Annotated in this window: 15 protein-coding genes, 4 tRNA genes and 1 pseudogene; 17 read left to right on the top strand and 3 right to left on the bottom strand. The window is 59.3% G+C overall.

The genetic code is table 11. From position 1 onward, the window contains the following. The first annotated feature begins 141 nt into the window (after positions 1-141). Positions 142-1,101 carry a 2-oxoglutarate and iron-dependent oxygenase domain-containing protein gene (locus AABC73_RS19080; protein WP_341520495.1) on the top strand — a complete coding sequence of 320 codons (960 nt, stop codon included), beginning with the start codon at positions 142-144 and terminating at the stop codon, positions 1,099-1,101. 93 nt (positions 1,102-1,194) lie between these two features. On the opposite strand, the gene AABC73_RS19075 is transcribed toward AABC73_RS19080, so the two are convergent. Continuing rightward, positions 1,195-2,391, bottom strand: coding sequence for an amino acid aminotransferase (locus AABC73_RS19075; RefSeq protein ID WP_341520494.1), 1,197 nt, complete (start codon positions 2,389-2,391; stop codon positions 1,195-1,197). 341 nt (positions 2,392-2,732) lie between these two features. Between AABC73_RS19075 and uvrB the strand changes: the two genes are divergently transcribed. From uvrB to AABC73_RS19025, 10 genes and pseudogenes are all read left to right on the top strand, one after another. Continuing rightward, complete coding sequence (gene uvrB / locus AABC73_RS19070; RefSeq protein ID WP_341520493.1) at positions 2,733-4,748, top strand: excinuclease ABC subunit UvrB; 2,016 nt, start codon at positions 2,733-2,735, stop codon at positions 4,746-4,748. 165 nt (positions 4,749-4,913) lie between these two features. Then, positions 4,914-6,395: a glutamate--tRNA ligase gene (gltX, locus tag AABC73_RS19065; RefSeq protein WP_341520492.1), complete on the top strand. Its 1,482-nt coding sequence runs from the start codon at positions 4,914-4,916 to the stop codon at positions 6,393-6,395. 172 nt (positions 6,396-6,567) lie between these two features. Beyond that, a tRNA-Ala gene (locus AABC73_RS19060) sits at positions 6,568-6,643 on the top strand. An 84-nt stretch (positions 6,644-6,727) separates the two neighbouring features. Continuing rightward, positions 6,728-6,803: transfer RNA gene (locus AABC73_RS19055), tRNA-Glu, on the top strand. Positions 6,804-6,853: 50 nt separating this feature from the next. Further along, positions 6,854-6,929: transfer RNA gene (locus AABC73_RS19050), tRNA-Ala, on the top strand. 76 nt (positions 6,930-7,005) lie between these two features. Further along, a tRNA-Glu gene (locus AABC73_RS19045) sits at positions 7,006-7,081 on the top strand. A 192-nt stretch (positions 7,082-7,273) separates the two neighbouring features. After that, positions 7,274-7,813 carry a TetR/AcrR family transcriptional regulator gene (locus AABC73_RS19040; protein WP_341520491.1) on the top strand — a complete coding sequence of 180 codons (540 nt, stop codon included), beginning with the start codon at positions 7,274-7,276 and terminating at the stop codon, positions 7,811-7,813. A gap of 82 nt (positions 7,814-7,895) precedes the next feature. Then, positions 7,896-8,345 (top strand): thioesterase family protein, encoded by a 450-nt coding sequence (locus tag AABC73_RS19035; RefSeq protein WP_341524280.1) that lies wholly within the window; start codon positions 7,896-7,898, stop codon positions 8,343-8,345. Between the two features lie 27 nt (positions 8,346-8,372). Next, positions 8,373-9,332: a tRNA-dihydrouridine synthase gene (locus AABC73_RS19030; protein ID WP_341520490.1), complete on the top strand. Its 960-nt coding sequence runs from the start codon at positions 8,373-8,375 to the stop codon at positions 9,330-9,332. An 89-nt stretch (positions 9,333-9,421) separates the two neighbouring features. Further along, a pseudogene (locus tag AABC73_RS19025) lies at positions 9,422-9,754 on the top strand (Hsp20 family protein); the annotation flags it as partial. Positions 9,755-9,826: 72 nt separating this feature from the next. Here the strand turns inward: AABC73_RS19025 and AABC73_RS19020 are convergent. Then, entirely contained in the window at positions 9,827-10,705 is an 879-nt protein-coding gene (locus AABC73_RS19020) for a LysR family transcriptional regulator (protein ID WP_341520489.1), read from the bottom strand. Positions 10,706-10,847: 142 nt separating this feature from the next. Between AABC73_RS19020 and leuC the strand changes: the two genes are divergently transcribed. The 5 genes from leuC (at position 10,848) to asd (ending at position 16,080) form a co-directional block, all read left to right on the top strand. After that, positions 10,848-12,272 (top strand): 3-isopropylmalate dehydratase large subunit, encoded by a 1,425-nt coding sequence (gene leuC, locus AABC73_RS19015; protein WP_341520488.1) that lies wholly within the window; start codon positions 10,848-10,850, stop codon positions 12,270-12,272. 10 nt (positions 12,273-12,282) lie between these two features. Then, on the top strand, positions 12,283-12,924 hold the full coding sequence (gene leuD, locus AABC73_RS19010; RefSeq protein ID WP_341520487.1) for a 3-isopropylmalate dehydratase small subunit: 642 nt from the start codon (positions 12,283-12,285) through the stop codon (positions 12,922-12,924). A gap of 75 nt (positions 12,925-12,999) precedes the next feature. Continuing rightward, positions 13,000-13,764 (top strand): class I SAM-dependent methyltransferase, encoded by a 765-nt coding sequence (locus AABC73_RS19005; RefSeq protein ID WP_341520486.1) that lies wholly within the window; start codon positions 13,000-13,002, stop codon positions 13,762-13,764. 51 nt (positions 13,765-13,815) lie between these two features. Next, the gene (leuB, locus tag AABC73_RS19000) at positions 13,816-14,898 is read left to right on the top strand and encodes a 3-isopropylmalate dehydrogenase (protein ID WP_341520485.1); all 1,083 of its coding nucleotides are present in this window, start codon (positions 13,816-13,818) and stop codon (positions 14,896-14,898) included. 69 nt (positions 14,899-14,967) lie between these two features. Further along, positions 14,968-16,080, top strand: a complete 1,113-nt coding sequence (gene asd / locus AABC73_RS18995) for an aspartate-semialdehyde dehydrogenase (protein WP_331150846.1) — start codon at positions 14,968-14,970, stop codon at positions 16,078-16,080. A gap of 57 nt (positions 16,081-16,137) precedes the next feature. Here the strand turns inward: asd and AABC73_RS18990 are convergent, their stop codons facing one another. After that, positions 16,138-17,328, bottom strand: coding sequence for an acyltransferase (locus AABC73_RS18990; RefSeq protein WP_341520484.1), 1,191 nt, complete (start codon positions 17,326-17,328; stop codon positions 16,138-16,140). A 317-nt stretch (positions 17,329-17,645) separates the two neighbouring features. On the opposite strand from AABC73_RS18990, the gene AABC73_RS18985 reads away from it, so the two are divergent. Then, positions 17,646-18,638, top strand: coding sequence for a 2-dehydro-3-deoxygalactonokinase (locus AABC73_RS18985; RefSeq protein WP_341520483.1), 993 nt, complete (start codon positions 17,646-17,648; stop codon positions 18,636-18,638).

Raw genomic sequence — 18,638 nt, 5'->3', positions numbered from 1 at the left:
GATCCCGGCGACTGGTCATACAGCCAACAGCAAATCGAGGTGATAAGGAGGCTGGTTGAGTCATCGACCCAGTGCCTGGTCGACCGGCACAGGAAATGCTTGCACCTGTATATACCGCCTGCCGTTTCTTCAGGAGTCAGCATGACCGATACCAATCTGCCTTTGATCGACATGACCGGAGTTCACGAGGGCGATCCTGCCAGCATTCAGCGCGTCGGCGACGCGATTCGCAAGGCGTGCAGCGAGACTGGATTCTTTTACATCGTTAACCACGGTGTTCCCCAGGCAGTGATTGACCGCGCCATGGCTGCGGCGAAGACCTTTTTCGCTTATCCGGCCGAGGTCAAGCGCCAGGTCGCCGTCAATAAACGCCATCGCGGCTGGCACGCCTTGGGTGGCGCGTTGATGTACGAAGCGACCAAACCCGATCACAAGGAGTTTTTCAGCATCGGCCTGGAGCTGCCGGAAGACGATCCGTGTGTGCTGGCCGGTGAAGCCTTGCGCGGGCCGAATCAATGGCCGGAGTTCATGCCCGAGTTGCGAGGTGCGCTGGACGACTATTACGCACACATTGGTGTGGCGGGCGCGGATCTGCTCAAGGCGGTGGCGGCCGGGCTGGGTATCGATCAGGATTTTTTCGTCGGCAAATACAGCAAGCGGCTGCAGCGCACGCAGATGGTCTATTACCCACCGCACCCGCCCATGGCTGAAGCCGATCAATTCGGCGTCGCACCGCACACGGATTACGGCTGCATCACCTTGCTGTATCAGGACGACAGTGGTGGTTTGCAGGTGCGTGAGCTGGGTTCCAACAACTGGATCGACGCGACGCCAATCGCTGGCAGTCTGGTCGTCAACGTCGGTGATCTGCTGGCGCATTGGTCGAACAACCGATTCCGCTCGACCTTGCATCGGGTGATCAACAAATCCGGGCATGAACGCTATTCCATCGCGACCTTTTACGACCCGACCTACAGTGCGATGGTTGACCCTTGTGATCTGGGGATTGATCCGGCGAGCAGCCTGTATCCGCCGGTGGCAGCGGGGGATTACATCCTCAAGCGGATCGATGATTCGATGGCGTATCGGAAGAAGGGGTAGAAAGCCAGCAATCCGTAGGACCGGCTTTAGCCGGGAAGGCGCGCTCCCGGCTGAAGCCGGTCCTACGGATCGTGACGGACGGCATTAACGCTTTCAGATCACCTGAATGATCGCCTTGCACACCGTATCGATGTTGTTCTGGTTCAGCGCAGCCACGCAGATGCGGCCGGTGTCCAGGGCGTAGATGCCGAACTCGTTACGCAGACGGTGCACTTGTACGGTGGTCAGCCCGGAGTAGGAGAACATACCGCTCTGGCGACCGACGAAGCTGAAATCCTGACCCGCCGGATTGTTCGCCAGACGCTCGACCATCGACGCGCGCATGCCGCGAATCCGCAGGCGCATCTCGCCCAGTTCTTCTTCCCACATCGCGCGCAGTTCCGGGCTGTTGAGCACGGCGGCGACGATGATTGCGCCATGGGTCGGCGGGTTGGAATAGTTGGTGCGGATTACACGCTTGACCTGCGACAGCACGCGGGCCGTTTCTTCTTTGGATTCGGTAATGATCGACAGCGCGCCGACGCGTTCGCCGTACAGCGAGAAGGATTTGGAAAACGAGCTGGAAGCGAAGAAGGTCAGGCCCGACTCTGCGAACAGGCGCACGGCGATGGCGTCTTCGTCGATACCGTCGCCAAAGCCTTGATAGGCCATGTCGAGGAAAGGTACGTGGCCCTTGGCCTTGACCACTTCGAGGACTTTTTTCCAGTCTTCAAGGGTCAGGTCGACGCCGGTCGGGTTATGGCAGCAGGCGTGCAGCACGACGACGGAACCGGACGGCAGGTTCTCAAGGTCTTCGAGCATGCCGGAACGGTTCACGTCGTGGCTGGTCGCATCATAGTAACGATAGTTTTGTACCGGGAAACCGGCCGTCTCGAACAGGGCGCGATGGTTTTCCCAGCTTGGATCGCTGATGGCGACGACGGCATCGGGCAGCAGTTGCTTGAGGAAGTCGGCACCGATTTTCAGTGCACCGGTGCCGCCGACTGCCTGGGTCGTCAATACGCGACCGGACGCGATCAATGGCGAATCTGCGCCGAACAGCAGTTTTTGTACGGCCAGATCGTAGGCGGCGATGCCGTCAATCGGCAGGTAACCGCGGGGAGCGTGTTGAGCCACGCGAATCTTCTCGGCTTCGGCAACAGCGCGTAGAAGGGGAATGCGTCCTTCCTCGTTGCAATAGACGCCCACGCCAAGATTGACCTTGGTGGTGCGGGTATCGGCGTTGAATGCTTCGTTGAGGCCCAGGATTGGATCGCGTGGTGCCATTTCGACAGCGGAGAACAGGCTCATTTTTGCGGCGGCTCTGAGTGGGAAGTGAGGGAATGCCGCTCTAACCCGAATGCGCCAGAGCGGTGCACAAACGGGGAGCTAGTATAGAGGCCATCGCTGGCCGGGGCGACAGCTGCGACGGCGTTTTTTCAAGGTTTTTACGGTTATTTTTGCGCCGTCAGTCACATTGCGGCCGACATCCTTCGAAGCTATCGGCTGTTCGGCTTGAAAGGCGGCGATGGAGACTCCATTTGTAGTCCCATCACTTTATATTCTGTACGACTGATCCTTTCACGGAGCAGGCGTTGGCGGTTCTTTCGTTTTTGCGCGCACTCTGGCGAAAACGCACACAGAGGTACGTTATGTCCGAGTTTCAGCTCGTCACCCGTTTTGAGCCTGCTGGCGATCAGCCGGAAGCCATTCGCCTGATGGTCGAAGGGATCGAAGCCGGGCTGGCGCACCAGACATTGCTGGGTGTGACCGGTTCGGGCAAGACCTTCAGCATCGCCAACGTCATCGCCCAGGTGCAGCGCCCGACGCTGGTGCTGGCGCCGAACAAGACCCTGGCGGCGCAGCTGTACGGCGAGTTCAAGGCGTTTTTCCCCAACAACGCAGTCGAATATTTCGTCTCTTATTACGATTACTACCAGCCCGAAGCCTATGTACCGTCGTCGGACACGTTCATTGAGAAGGACGCCTCGATCAACGACCACATCGAGCAGATGCGGCTGTCGGCGACCAAGGCGTTACTGGAACGCAAGGACGCCATCATCGTCACCACGGTTTCCTGCATCTACGGCCTGGGCAGTCCGGAAACCTATCTACGCATGGTTCTGCACGTGGACCGTGGCGACAAGCTCGACCAGCGCGCGTTACTGCGGCGCCTGGCAGACTTGCAATACACCCGCAACGACATGGATTTCGCCCGTGCGACCTTCCGGGTGCGCGGCGATGTCATCGATATTTACCCGGCCGAATCGGATCTGGAAGCGATCCGCATCGAGCTGTTCGACGACGAGGTGGAAAGCCTGTCGGCGTTCGATCCACTGACCGGCGAGGTGATCCGCAAGCTGCCGCGTTTCACCTTCTACCCGAAAAGCCACTACGTAACGCCTCGGGAAACCCTGGTCGAAGCGATGGAAGGCATCAAGGTCGAGTTGCAGGAGCGCCTGGAATACCTGCGCAACAACAACAAGCTGGTGGAAGCCCAGCGTCTGGAGCAGCGCACCCGTTTCGATCTCGAGATGATCCTCGAGCTGGGTTACTGCAACGGCATCGAAAACTACTCGCGCTATCTGTCGGGTCGCCCATCCGGCGCGCCGCCGCCAACGCTTTACGATTATCTGCCGGCCGATGCCTTGCTGGTGATCGACGAATCCCACGTCAGTGTGCCGCAGGTTGGCGCGATGTATAAAGGCGACCGCTCGCGTAAGGAGACGCTGGTGGAATACGGTTTCCGGCTGCCGTCGGCACTGGATAACCGGCCGATGCGTTTCGACGAGTGGGAAGCGGTCAGCCCGCAGACCATTTTCGTCTCGGCAACGCCTGGCAATTACGAAGCCGAGCACGCCGGCCGGGTCATCGAGCAGCTGGTGCGCCCGACCGGTCTGGTCGACCCGCAAATCGAAATTCGTCCGGCGCTGACTCAGGTCGATGACTTGCTGTCCGAGATCGGTAAGCGTGTGGCGCTGGAAGAGCGGGTGCTGGTGACCACGCTGACCAAGCGCATGTCCGAGGATTTGACCGATTACCTGGCTGACCACGGGGTGCGGGTGCGTTACCTGCACTCGGACATCGACACGGTGGAGCGGGTCGAGATCATCCGGGATTTGCGTCTCGGCACCTTCGACGTTTTGGTGGGGATCAACCTGCTGCGTGAAGGTCTGGACATGCCGGAAGTTTCCCTGGTGGCGATTCTCGATGCCGACAAGGAAGGCTTCCTGCGTTCCGAGCGTTCGCTGATCCAGACCATTGGCCGTGCCGCACGTAACCTCAATGGCCGGGCGATCTTGTACGCCGACCGGATTACCGGCTCCATGGAGCGTGCCATCGGCGAAACCGATCGCCGTCGCGACAAGCAGATTGCCTATAACCTTGAGCATGGCATTACGCCCAAAGGCGTATTCAAGGACGTCGCCGACATCATGGAAGGTGCCACCGTGCCCGGTTCGCGCAGCAAGAAGCGCAAAGGCATGGCCAAGGCTGCCGAAGAGAATGCCAAGTACGAAAACGAGCTGCGCTCACCCAGCGAAATCACCAAGCGCATTCGCCAACTGGAAGAAAAGATGTACCAACTGGCCCGCGACCTGGAATTCGAGGCGGCAGCGCAGATGCGCGACGAGATCGGCAAATTGCGCGAGCGGCTGTTGGTGGTCTGAATACCCGTGAGCAAGCTTGCCTGCGAAGGCAGTATGTCTGGCTACGAAGATATTCTGGATGTACTGGCCACTTCGCGAGCAAGCTCGCTCCCACAAGGTTTGCGTGCCGCGCCACCCCCGCGCCTGTTAATATTCGCCGCTTGATTGACCTATTCGGGATTTCCCATGACCACCGTTCGTACCCGCATCGCGCCATCGCCTACCGGCGACCCTCACGTTGGCACGGCTTACATCGCGCTTTTCAACTACTGCTTCGCCAAACAGCACGGCGGCGAATTCATCCTGCGTATTGAAGATACCGATCAGCTGCGTTCGACCCGCGAGTCCGAACAGCAGATTTTCGATGCCTTGCGCTGGTTGGGTATCGAGTGGAGCGAAGGTCCGGACGTGGGCGGTCCCCATGGTCCGTATCGGCAGAGCGTGCGTGGCGAGATTTATCAGAAGTACGCCAGGCAGCTGGTTGAGCTGGGTCATGCCTTCCCGTGCTTCTGCACCGCGCAAGAGCTGGATCAGATGCGCGCCGAGCAAATGGCCAAGGGCGAAACCCCGCGTTACGACGGCCGTGCCTTGTTGCTTTCGCAAGAAGAAGTCGCCCGTCGTCTGGCGGCCGGTGAACCTCATGTGATCCGCATGAAGGTGCCAAGCGAAGGTGTCTGCGTGGTGCCGGACATGCTGCGCGGCGAAGTCGAGATCCCGTGGGATCGCATGGACATGCAAGTCTTGATGAAGACTGACGGCCTGCCGACGTACTTCCTGGCCAATGTCGTCGACGACCATTTGATGGGTATCACCCATGTATTGCGTGGCGAAGAATGGCTGCCATCGGCCCCCAAGCTGATTCTGCTCTACGAATATTTCGGTTGGGAAAAGCCGCAGTTGTGCTACATGCCGCTGCTGCGTAACCCGGACAAGAGCAAGCTGTCCAAGCGCAAGAATCCGACCTCGGTGACGTTCTACGAGCGCATGGGTTTCATGCCCGAGGCGATGCTCAACTACCTGGGGCGCATGGGCTGGTCGATGCCGGACGAGCGCGAGAAGTTCTCGTTGCAGGAAATGGTCGAGCATTTCGACCTGTCCCGGGTTTCCCTGGGCGGTCCGATCTTTGATATCGAAAAACTGTCGTGGCTCAACGGCCAATGGCTGCGCGAGCTGCCAGTTGAAGAATTCGCCAGTCGCGTACAGAACTGGGCGCTGAATCCGGCCTACATGATGAAAATCGCGCCCCATGTGCAGGGCAGGGTAGAGACCTTCAGCCAGATCGCGCCATTGGCCGGGTTCTTCTTTGCCGGCGGCGTCACGCCGGATGCCAAGCTGTTCGAGCACAAAAAGCTGTCCAGCGACCAGGTACGTCAGGTGATGCAGCTGATTCTCTGGAAACTGGAGTCCTTGCGTCAGTGGGAGAAGGATTCGATCACCGCCAGCATCCAGGCCGTGGTGGAGCATCTGGAACTCAAGCTGCGCGATGCCATGCCGCTGATGTTCGCGGCGATCACCGGTCAGGCCAACTCGGTGTCGGTCACCGATGCGATGGAAATCCTCGGTCCGGATCTGACGCGCTTCCGTCTGCGCCAGGCTATCGACCTGCTGGGCGGCGTTTCCAAGAAAGAAAACAAGGAATGGGAAAAGCTGTTCGGCGCCATCGCCTGAGCATCTCCCGACGCCTGGGGCCGTGTGTGAGTCCGACGCGGCCTTCCGTCCCCCGGTTTTCCGGGGGCTGACGGGTAAGTGATTGTAATGCCGACAGAAAACATTGAAATTTGTTGAAAATATATTTGACAGCTCCCCGCCTCACGCTTAACATGCGCCCCGTCCACAACGTGGGGCTTTAGCTCAGCTGGGAGAGCGCCTGCATGGCATGCAGGAGGTCAGCGGTTCGATCCCGCTAAGCTCCACCAATTTAGAGTTTCAAGGCGCAGCTTCACTGCCTTGAAGCGAGGTAGGATTACCGGTTCCAGCTCCGGTTATCTACTGAAGGTTTTGTCCCCTTCGTCTAGTGGCCTAGGACACCGCCCTTTCACGGCGGTAACAGGGGTTCGAGTCCCCTAGGGGACGCCATTTCAAACTGCATGACTGGAAGGTCATGTGAGCCGCGAGGCGATAAATCCGGGGCTTTAGCTCAGCTGGGAGAGCGCCTGCATGGCATGCAGGAGGTCAGCGGTTCGATCCCGCTAAGCTCCACCAATTTGTAAGGTTCAAGGTTCGGCCACACTGACCTCGAATCGATCAAGTCCGCTTGATCACACGCAGAAGGTTTTGTGTCCCCTTCGTCTAGTGGCCTAGGACACCGCCCTTTCACGGCGGTAACAGGGGTTCGAGTCCCCTAGGGGACGCCACGATTTCTCGCTCTGCGAGACCAAGGGTCATTCGATTATTGAATGGCCCTTTTGTTTTTGTGCCGCTTTTTCCCCTCGTCTTGTTACTCCTTCCTTGTAGCGAAGTTTCAGCCGTTTGACCGGCGATTCATCATTGCGCTTGCTCTTCAGGATTATGGGAATAATATTACCTCCGTAATCCTGGAGATCGATATGAGCGATAAAAAAACCAAGACCCGTGAGCGCATCCTTGATGCAGCCAGTGCGGCCCTTATCAGTCGTGGTCCCGGCCAGCCCAGCGTCAACGAGATTATGGGCGCGGCGGGCCTGACGGTCGGCGGCTTCTACGCGCATTTCGATAGCAAGGAAGCGCTGATGCTCGAAGCATTTCGTCATCTTCTCAAGCAGCGCCAATCCGCAGTGGCGCAGATCGACGATCAATTGCCGGGGCATGAGCGCCGAGCACTGCTCGCAGCGTTTTACCTGTCCCGCAAGCATCGGGATGGTAGCGACAAGGCCTGCCCGTTGCCATCAACCGTGGGTGAGATGTCACATCTGCCTGAGAGTTTTCAGGAGGTGCTGGCTGAACACCTGGAAATGATGGTGGCGCAACTGTCTTCCAGTCCTGAAGACGCCGACAAAGTCCTGGCAGATGTAGCGCTGATGGTTGGCGGTCTGACGTTGGCGCGTGCACTGGGCGATGGCGAACTGTCGGATCGGGTGTTGCGCGCGGCCAAGTCGGCTGTGATCTGATGGCCTGACGTGACACTTCCCGGACTTTGGTTACACTGGCTGGCTTATGTACGTCATCGACAGCAGCCTGAAGGGAGTGAGCATGGTCTGGGATAGGGCGACACCGTTTGTCATCGACCTTAATGTGGCGGCAGATGATATTGATGGTTTGGGTCATGCCAATAATGCGGTCTATGTCACCTGGCTAGAGCGCTGCGCCTGGCGCCACTCGCAGCAGTTGGGGCTGGACCTCACTGAATACCGGCGACTGGACCGCGCCATGGCCGTGGTCCGCCATGAAATCGACTATCTGGCCAGCGCCTATGAAGACGACGAGCTGCAATTGGCGACCTGGATCATCGATTGGGATCGTCGCCTGAAAATGACCCGATGCTTTCAGCTACGCCGTCCCAGCGACGGCCAAACCTTGCTGCGCGCCCAGACCACTTTTGTCTGCATCGAGCTGTCCAGCGGCAAGCCCAAGCGCATGCCAGCGGAGTTCATCGAGGGCTACGGTCCGGCGATGGTTTCCAATCCGGTCGTTGCGCCGTAAACTGCCGGACTTTTTCGAGTGTGACCCATGCAAATTGCTCTGGCGCCCATGGAGGGGTTGGTCGACGACATCCTGCGCGACGCTCTGACGAAAGTCGGCGGCATCGACTGGTGCGTGACTGAATTCATCCGGGTATCCGAGCGGTTGATGCCGGCCCACTACTTCTACAAATACGCCTCCGAGTTTCATAACGGCGCGAAGACCGAGGCCGGTACGCCGCTGCGTCTGCAATTACTGGGCTCTGATCCGGTCTGCCTGGCGGAAAACGCGGCCTTTGCCTGTGAACTCGGCGCGCCGGTGCTGGACCTCAACTTCGGTTGCCCGGCCAAGACCGTCAATCGCTCCCGAGGCGGCGCGGTCCTGCTCAAAGAGCCCGAATTACTCCACACCATCCTCGAACACGTGCGCCGAGGCGTGCCGAAACACATCCCGGTAACGGCCAAGATGCGGCTGGGCTTCGACAGCACCGATCTCGCGCTGGATTGCGCGCGGGCGCTGGCCGACGGTGGGGCGGAGCAAATCGTGGTGCATGCGCGCACCAAGGTCGATGGCTACAAGCCGCCTGCGCATTGGGAATGGATCGCGCGCATTCAGGAGGTGGTCAAGGTTCCGGTGGTTGCCAACGGCGAAATCTGGACCGTGGACGATTGGCGCCGCTGCCAGGAAATCTGCGGCGCCAGGGACATCATGATCGGTCGCGGGTTGGTGGCGCGCCCGGATCTTGCCCGGCAAATCGCAGCCGCGCAGGCGGGCGAAGAAGTGATCCCCATGACCTGGGCCGAGCTGCAACCGATGCTGCGGGTGTTCTGGCAGCACTGCGTGAAGAAAATGACCCTGATCCAGGCGCCCGGCCGCCTCAAGCAATGGCTGGCGCTGCTGACCAAAAGCTACCCTGAAGCCACCACGTTATTCGACGCCCTGCGCCGGGAAACCGACTGCGAGCGCATCGGTTTGCTGCTCGGTGTTGGCGCCGACGAACGGCCATAAAAAATCTGAAAATAACCTTTTGAAAAGCGAATGGCCGACCCTGGCTTGGGGACTACGCGATGCCGGATTCGGGTCGCGGATTACTGGCCGAAGACAAATACCGCATCGTCATCGCGGAGGCCGGCTTCCAGGAGGAAGAACCTGACTTGCAGGTTGAGAAAGGTGTGCTGACCATTGCCAGCGGCGAGCGCGACACCGGTGCGCAGAACCAGGAAAAGGACAACGTGACTTATCTGCATCAAGGCATCGCAGAGCGTGCGTTCAAACTGTCCTTCCGTCTTGCCGACCACGTCGAGGTCCGCAATGCAGGGCTTGCCAACGGCCTGCTGACCATCGACCTGCTGCGGCAGACTCCTGAAGAAGCCAAGGCCAAACGCATCCCTATCAATGGGCAGCAGATTTTGGAAACCAACGGAAGTTGATTGGTTGATTGATATTGCAGTCGGGAAAGGCGCCTTCACACAGTCTGTTCGGGCGCCTTTTCTGTTTCAGGTTTACGAGCCTGAAACCTGCCCATCCAACAACCCCATAAACGCCCGCGCCGCATTGGACAGCGTGCGCTCGGTATGCAGGATGTACCCCAGATGCCGGGTGAGCTGGATGCCGGGCAGGGGAATGCGCGCCACTTGTTCATCGAGCATGGTGCGCGGCAGTACGCTCCAGGCCAGGCCGATGGAGACCATCATTTTGATCGTCTCCAGATAGTTGGTGCTCATGGCGATATCGGGTTTGAGGCCCTGGGCTTCGCAAAGGCCGCTGACGATATGGTGGGTAAAGGTGTTGTTGCCGGGGAATACCGCCGGGTAGCGAACGATGTTTTGCAGCGTCATCGGGCCGCTGTTGGCCAGCGGATGTTCCGGGGCCGCAACAAAGTCCAGCGGGTCTTCCCAGACCGGTACGGCCTTGATCAGGTGGTGCGGATCAGGTGCGAGGGTGATCACCGCCAGCTCGGCGCGTCCGTGGAGAATTTCTTCGTAGGCCACTTCCGAATCGAGAAACTGAATATCCAGCGCCACCAGTGGGTACAGGCGGGTGAATTCCCTTAATAGAGGAGGAAGCCGATGCAGGCCGATGTGGTGGCTGGTGGCTAGCGTCAGGCGTCCGGTCACTTCGCCGGTGAGATTGGTCAGTGCGCGGCGGGTGTCTTCCAGCACATCGATGATCTGATAAGCCCTTGGCAGCAAGGCTCTTCCCGCTTCCGTCAGGCTGACTTCGCGGCCCAGTCGATCAAACAAACGCACATTGAGCTGCTGCTCCAGACCGGCGATACGCTTGCTGATCGCGGGTTGGGTCAAGTGCAGGCGCTCGCCGGCACCCGAGAAGCTGCCGGTTTCAGCAATGGCAATAAACGCGTTCAGGTTGGCCAGATCCATTGTCAGATTCCAGTTGGTTATCCAAAGCATGAAAAATATGAATTTGAGTTATTTAAGCATATTCCATAGCATGTCCGCACAAGCTAAAGGGTCATCGAGTCGATTGCCCAAAGCATAGAAATACGCTGATGAGGATGTGCCAATGACCGGCAAAACGCTGTACGACAAGCTCTGGGAAGCCCACGAAGTCAAGCGACGGGACGATGGCTCGTCGCTGATTTATATCGATCGTCACATCATCCACGAAGTGACTTCGCCGCAAGCCTTCGAAGGTCTGCGTCTGGCCGGGCGCAAGCCATGGCGGATTGATGCCAACATCGCGACCCCGGACCACAACGTACCGACGACCCCTGAGCGCAAAGGCGGTATCGAAGCCATTGCCGATCAGGTTTCCCGCCTGCAGGTTCAGACCCTGGACGACAATTGCGATGAATATGGCATCACCGAATTCAAGATGAATGACGTGCGCCAGGGCATCGTTCACGTGATCGGTCCGGAGCAGGGCGCAACCTTGCCGGGCATGACCGTGGTCTGCGGCGACTCGCACACTTCCACCCACGGCGCATTTGGCGCATTGGCCCACGGCATCGGCACTTCCGAGGTTGAGCACGTGCTCGCCACTCAGTGTCTGGTCGCCAAGAAAATGAAAAACATGCTGGTGTCGGTCGAAGGCAAGCTGCCGTTCGGCGTGACGGCCAAAGACATCGTCCTGGCGGTGATCGGCAAGATCGGCACCGCTGGCGGCAATGGCCACGCCATTGAGTTTGCTGGCAGCGCGATCCGCGATCTGTCGGTGGAAGGGCGCATGACCATCTGCAACATGTCCATCGAAGCCGGTGCCCGTGTCGGCCTTGTGGCTACCGATGAAAAGACTGTTGCCTACGTCAAGGGTCGTCCTTTCGCACCTAAAGGCGAGCAATGGGACATGGCGGTTGAAGCCTGGAAAGATCTGGTTTCCGACGCCGATGCGCACTTCGACACCGTGGTGACTCTCGACGCGACCCAGATCAAACCGCAAGTCAGCTGGGGTACGTCTCCGGAAATGGTTCTTGCTGTCGATCAGAACGTCCCGGACCCGGCCAAGGAAACGGATCTGGTCAAGCGTGACTCCATCGAGCGTGCCTTGAAATACATGGGCCTCAAGGCCAATCAGGCGATCACCGATATCCAGCTGGATCGGGTATTTATCGGTTCCTGCACTAACTCGCGTATCGAAGACTTGCGCGCTGCGGCGGATATCGCCAAAGGCCGCAAAGTGGCTTCGACCATCAAGCAGGCGATCGTCGTGCCGGGTTCAGGTCTGGTCAAGGCACAAGCCGAGAAGGAAGGTCTGGACAAGATCTTCATCGAGGCAGGTTTCGAATGGCGTGAGCCGGGCTGCTCGATGTGCCTGGCGATGAACCCGGATCGCCTGGAAAGCGGCGAACACTGCGCTTCCACGTCGAACCGCAACTTCGAAGGCCGTCAAGGCGCCGGTGGCCGCACGCACCTGGTCAGCCCGGCGATGGCTGCCGCAGCCGCCGTGAATGGTCGTTTCGTCGACGTCCGTGATTTGATTCAGCACTAAGGAGCCCAGCATGAAAGCCTTTACACAGCACACCGGCCTTGTCGCTCCTCTGGATCGTGCCAACGTCGATACCGACCAGATCATCCCCAAGCAATTCTTGAAGTCGATCAAGCGCACGGGTTTCGGCCCGAACCTGTTCGATGAATGGCGTTACCTGGATGTCGGGCAACCGTATCAGGACAACTCCAAGCGTCCGCTGAACCCGGATTTCGTGCTCAATGACGCGCGCTATCAAGGCGCCAGCGTATTGCTGGCCCGGGAAAACTTCGGCTGCGGCTCCAGCCGCGAGCACGCGCCGTGGGCGCTGGAAGAATATGGTTTCTGCGCGATCATCGCGCCAAGCTTTGCTGACATCTTCTTCAACAACAGCTTCAAGAACGGCCTGTTGCCGATCATTCTCGACGAAGCCGATGTGGATGAGCTGTTCCAGCAGGTTGAGGCCACTCCTGGCTACCAGCTCAATGTTGATCTGGCCTCGCAGACTGTGACGCGCCCGGACGGCAAGGTCTTGAGCTTCGAGATCGACGCGTTCCGCAAGCACTGCCTGCTCGAAGGCCTGGACGACATCGGCCTGACGCTCAAGGACGGCGAGGCAATTGCCACCTTCGAGAGTAAGCATCGAGCCAGTCAGCCGTGGTTGTTTCGCGGCTGATAAAGCTACATAACCGCCTTCGCGGGCAAGCCTCGCTCCAACGGGGAATATCCAGTTTTTCTTGGGAAGCAGCCAATGACCAGCACCGCCCATACGCAAGTCGTACAACGTCAATTTGGTGAACAGGCCGCGGCCTATCTGAGCAGTGCCGTGCACGCTCAAGGCACTGAGTTCGCGCTGCTGCAGGCGCAAGTGGCGGGGCGCAGCGATGCGCGGGTGCTGGACCTGGGTTGCGGCGCTGGCCACGTGAGCTTTCATGTCGCCCCGGCGGTTGGCGAAGTGGTAGCGTATGACCTTTCGCAGCAAATGCTCGATGTGGTTGCCGCTGCCGCGCAGGATCGCGGGCTGGGCAATATCAGCACCGTGTGCGGCGCAGCAGAGCGTTTGCCCTTCGCGGACGGTGAGTTCGACTTCGTGTTCAGCCGCTATTCGGCGCATCACTGGAGCGATCTTGGCCTGGCCTTGCGCGAAGTGCGTCGCGTACTGAAACCGGGCGGCGTGGCAGCGTTCATTGATGTCATGTCGCCGGGCAGTCCGCTGCTGGACACGTATTTGCAGACCGTCGAAGTGCTGCGCGACACCAGTCACGTTCGGGATTACTCGGCGGGTGAATGGTTGCGTCAGGTCAGTGAAGCCGGCCTGTTCACTCGCAGTCACAGTCGTCAGCGGCTGCACCTGGAATACAGCTCCTGGGTTGAGCGCATGCGCACGCCGCAAGCCCTGCGCGTGGCGATTCGCGAGTTGCAGCAGGCCATGGGCGCCGAAGTGCGCGAGTATTTCGAGATTGCCGCCGACGGTTCATTCAGTACCGATGTACTGGTTTTGTGGGCCGAACGCTAGTTTTCATAGCGGCGCTGATGCACAGCGCCGCAATAAAAATTTGAGGATGTTATGAGCAAGCAGATTCTGATTCTCCCAGGTGATGGCATTGGTCCGGAAATCATGACCGAAGCGGTCAAGGTGCTGGAACTCGCCAACGAGAAGTATCAACTGGGCTTCGAGCTCAGCCATGACCTGATCGGCGGCGCAGCCATCGACAAACACGGCGTGCCGTTGGCCGACGAAACCCTGGATCGCGCCCGTGCTGCCGATGCCGTATTGCTTGGCGCCGTAGGCGGCCCGAAATGGGACACCATCGAGCGCGACATCCGTCCGGAACGCGGCCTGCTGAAGATTCGTGCGCAACTGGGCCTGTTCGGTAACCTGCGTCCGGCCATCCTTTATCCGCAACTGGCAGACGCGTCGAGCCTCAAGGCTGAAATCGTTGCCGGTCTGGATATCCTGATCGTTCGGGAATTGACTGGCGGGATCTACTTCGGCGCACCGCGCGGCACCCGCGTGCTGGACAACGGCGAGCGTCAGGCTTACGACACGCTGCCGTACAGCGAAAGCGAAATCCGTCGCATCGCCCGCGTCGGTTTCGACATGGCGCGGGTGCGCGGCAAGAAACTGTGCTCGGTGGACAAGGCCAACGTACTTGCCTCCAGCCAGCTGTGGCGTGAAGTGGTTGAGCAAGTGGCCAAGGATTACCCTGACGTCGAGCTGAGCCACATGTACGTCGACAATGCCGCCATGCAACTGGTGCGCGCGCCGAAGCAATTCGACGTGATCGTCACCGATAACCTGTTCGGCGACATTCTGTCCGACGAGGCCTCGATGCTCACCGGTTCCATCGGCATGCTGCCGTCCGCCTCGCTGGATGCCAACAACAAAGGCATGTACGAGCCGTGTCACGGTTCTGCACCGGATATCGCCGGACAAGGCATTGCCAACCCGTTGGCGACTATCCTGTCGGTCTCGATGATGCTGCGTTACAGCTTCAACCAGACCGTTGCCGCCGATGCCATCGAGAAGGCCGTGAGTCTGGTGCTGGATCAAGGCCTGCGCACGGGTGATATCTGGTCGGCAGGCAATGCCAAAGTCGGTACGCAGGAAATGGGCGATGCGGTAGTCGCCGCGCTGCGCAATCTGTAATATCTCGGGCCCGCTGCAACTTTCGACATCGAAAGCAGCGGTCCCACTTTTTGTAAGGGTGTAGTTGCGATGAAACGTGTAGGTCTGATCGGTTGGCGCGGCATGGTCGGTTCCGTGCTCATGCAGCGGATGCTGGAAGAGCAGGATTTCGATCTGATCGAGCCGGTATTCTTCACCACCTCCAACGTCGGTGGCCAAGGCCCTGCTGTGGGCAAGGACGTTGCGCCGCTCAAGGATGCCTACAGCATCGATGAGCTGAAAACCCTTGACGTGATTCTGACCTGCCAGGGCGGCGACTACACCAATGAGGTGTTCCCGAAACTGCGCGAGGCCGGTTGGCAGGGTTACTGGATCGACGCAGCGTCCAGCCTGCGCATGCAGGACGATGCAGTGATCGTGCTCGATCCGGTGAACCGCAAGGTCATTGATCAGCAGCTCGACGCGGGCACCAAGAATTACATCGGCGGCAACTGCACGGTCAGCCTGATGCTGATGGGCCTGGGCGGGCTGTTCGAAGCCGGTCTGGTGGAGTGGATGAACGCCATGACGTATCAGGCGGCTTCCGGTGCCGGCGCGCAGAACATGCGTGAGCTGATCAAGCAGATGGGCGCCACCCACGCGGCAGTCGCCGACGAGCTGGCGAACCCGTCCAGCGCGATTCTGGACATCGACCGCAAGGTCGCGGCCGCCATGCGCAGCGATGCTTTCCCGACGGAAAACTTCGGCGTGCCATTGGCTGGCAGCCTGATCCCGTGGATCGACAAGGAATTGCCGAACGGCCAGAGCCGTGAAGAATGGAAAGGCCAGGCCGAGACCAACAAGATTCTGGGTCGCTTCAAGAGCCCGATTCCGGTCGATGGCATCTGCGTGCGGATCGGTTCCATGCGTTGCCACAGCCAGGCGCTGACCATCAAGCTGAACAAAGACGTGCCAATCGCCGACATCGAAGGTTTGATCAGCCAGCACAACCCTTGGGTCAAGCTGGTGCCGAACCATCGCGAGGCCAGCATCCAGGAGCTCAGCCCGACTGCTGTCACCGGCACCATGAGCATTCCGGTGGGGCGTCTGCGCAAGCTGAACATGGGTTCGCAATACCTGGGCGCATTCACCGTTGGCGACCAGCTGTTGTGGGGCGCCGCGGAGCCGCTGCGTCGCATGCTGCGAATTCTGCTGGAGCGTTGATCCGCCAGAAGCCCAAAAAAATGCCCCTCGCGTGAGGGGCTTTTTTTTGCCGGCGAATCAGGACGCTGTTTCGCGGCTGATCGGCGTGGTTTCTGTTTCGGCTTTGATAGCGGGCTCGGCGTGCCCAGTCGCCTTGCGGCCCCAAAGCTTGCCCAGTTCGATGCCGGGCAATTCGATGTAGCGATAGGTCAGCACCGAAACCGCCAGCACCGAACCCAGCTCAATGACAACGAACAGGTTGTCGAACAGCGTGCTGCCAGTATTGACGTAACGCACCAGCTCGCCGGGTTCACGACCGACCATATCGATCAACAGCGTCTGACCGGTCAATTTGCCGAGCAGCATCACGCCCATTTGCAGCAACAGAATGACGATGGAATGGGTCATGTAAATCGAAAAGGACAGCATGCCCGCCCACTTAAATAGCCGGGTGCGCAGCAGCGTCGACAGCCCGCCGGATTCGAATGCAAACACCGCGATGACCGCGCAAAACAATAGGCTCAGGGAAATGTTCTGCGAGGGACTGCTGAACGTGACTGCGAGGTAAACCGTCAGCAGGCTCAGTACTTCCATGGCCGTGGCGACCGGCGCGCTGACCTGCAAGTCTTTGAAGCTGGCATAAAGCCGATACGTCAGCGCACCGGTAAAGAAGCAGCCCAGCCCGACCAGTGCGCCTTCGGGAAACAGCACGTTGTTGAAATGCAGCGCAACAAACGCGAGGACTGCAATGGCCGCGAAGACCTTGCGCGACACGCTTGGCAACACAGCGAACACCAGGGCGAAGATCAGGTACAGATAAAACTCGACGCTGATGCTCCACGACGGAAAGTTGAACGACATCTGATTGAATCCCGACCACCAGGATTGCAGCAACAGCAGGTTGGGCAGGATTTCCCCCGGCGCCTTTGCCCCGGTAAAGCTGCCTACGCCAAAACTGACCCCGCGCTGTTCCGCGACCATCTTCAGACATTCCAGGCCCAAGGCGATCAGCAGCATCGCCAGGTGCAAGGGATAAAGGCGACAGATCCGCGCAATCACGAAACGCTTGAGCTGCGCCGAGGATTGGAGCCGGTCGGCGTAGATGTGAAAGAGTACGAAGCCGCTGAGCACGAAGAAGAAGTTCACCAGGTAATTGGCGTGTTTGAAAAACGCCAGTTCGGTGAAGCTTTGCAGCGCGTGGGAGTGATGCAGCACTACCGCCAGGGCGCACAGCCCGCGAAAGCTGTCGAGCACGAGAAATCGCTTCATGGCACACAAGTCCTTGAGGGTGAGAGAGGGCGAACGGCAGTGAGTCAGCGGGTGCGAACGCGCCAGCCAAAAAGGGGCTTACAAGTGAGGAGCAAGGCTAAGGGCGCGAGCAGGTTACCACCCTCGACTGGGGCGTCGAGAAGCACGGGTAATGCTGAAATGGCCATCAGTATGCGGCAACTGCCAAATCGAACGCCATCGAAAATTGCTTCGATTTAATCCCTAAATATGGGATGTGAAATTACATATTGAGATTTACTCCTTGATCAGCTTATAGTCGCTGCGCACTCACTGCTCAAAAAATAATAGGTGAAGCGATGCAGGCGCAATTGATCGCGCTCGATTGGGGGACAACCTCACTTCGTGCTTATCGACTCGGCGAACACGGTCGGGTTCTGGAACAACGCTCCTTGAGCGCGGGCATCATGCAACTGCCCAACACACCGCGGCTGATTGCTGGCGTGATGTGCAACGATGGTTTTGAACTGGCGCTGGATGAAGCCTGTGGTGACTGGCTCGACGCTCAGCCCGATCTGCCGGTGATCGCCTGCGGCATGGTCGGCAGCGCGCAAGGTTGGCGCGAGGCGGCATATCGCGAGACACCCGCCAGCGTCGCCGGTCTCAGCTCGGCGCTGCAAACGGTGCGCAGCCTGCGTGGCGTGGAGATTCACATCATCCCCGGCGTCTTGCAGCGCTCAGCGTTGCCCAATGTCATGCGTGGCGAAGAAACCCAGGTCCTCGGCGTCCTCGCGGCGCTGCCCGAGGCGGAAACCCGCAAGCCCTTGCTGATCGGCTTGCCCGGCAGCCATTCGAAATGGGTGCAGGCGGCTGGCGGCTGCATTGTCCACTTCGACACCTTCATGACCGGCGAAGTCTTCGCCGCGTTGAGCGCCCACACCATCCTCGGCCGCACCATGCAGCGCAGCTATGCCTTCGACGAGGCCGCGTTCGATCGTGGCGTATCCGTTGCGCTGTCCGCTGACGGCGCAGCCGGGCCGCTGTCGACCATCTTCAGTTGCCGCACGCTTGGCCTGACCGGCCAGCTGTCCCCGGCGGCGCAGGCTGATTATCTGTCTGGATTGCTGATCGGGCATGAGCTGGCGACCCTGGCCAGCTTGCAGCGCAATCTTCATGAGGTGCTTCCCGCCGTGATCCTGATTGGCGGCGAGCAACTGTGCCTGCGTTATGGCCGCGCCTTGACGGCCTGCGGATTTCTTCACGTGACGGTGGCCGAACAAGCCACCGAGCGCGGTTTATGGCAAGTGGCGGTCAAGGCCGGCTTGCTCGCATCCACTCAAGCAGAGGTTTGA

It is taken from the genome of Pseudomonas sp. G.S.17, from assembly GCF_038096165.1.
GTDB lineage: Bacteria > Pseudomonadota > Gammaproteobacteria > Pseudomonadales > Pseudomonadaceae > Aquipseudomonas.
The sequence above is the reverse complement of the archived record's forward strand: the minus strand, read 5'-3'. Positions and strand labels throughout refer to the sequence as shown.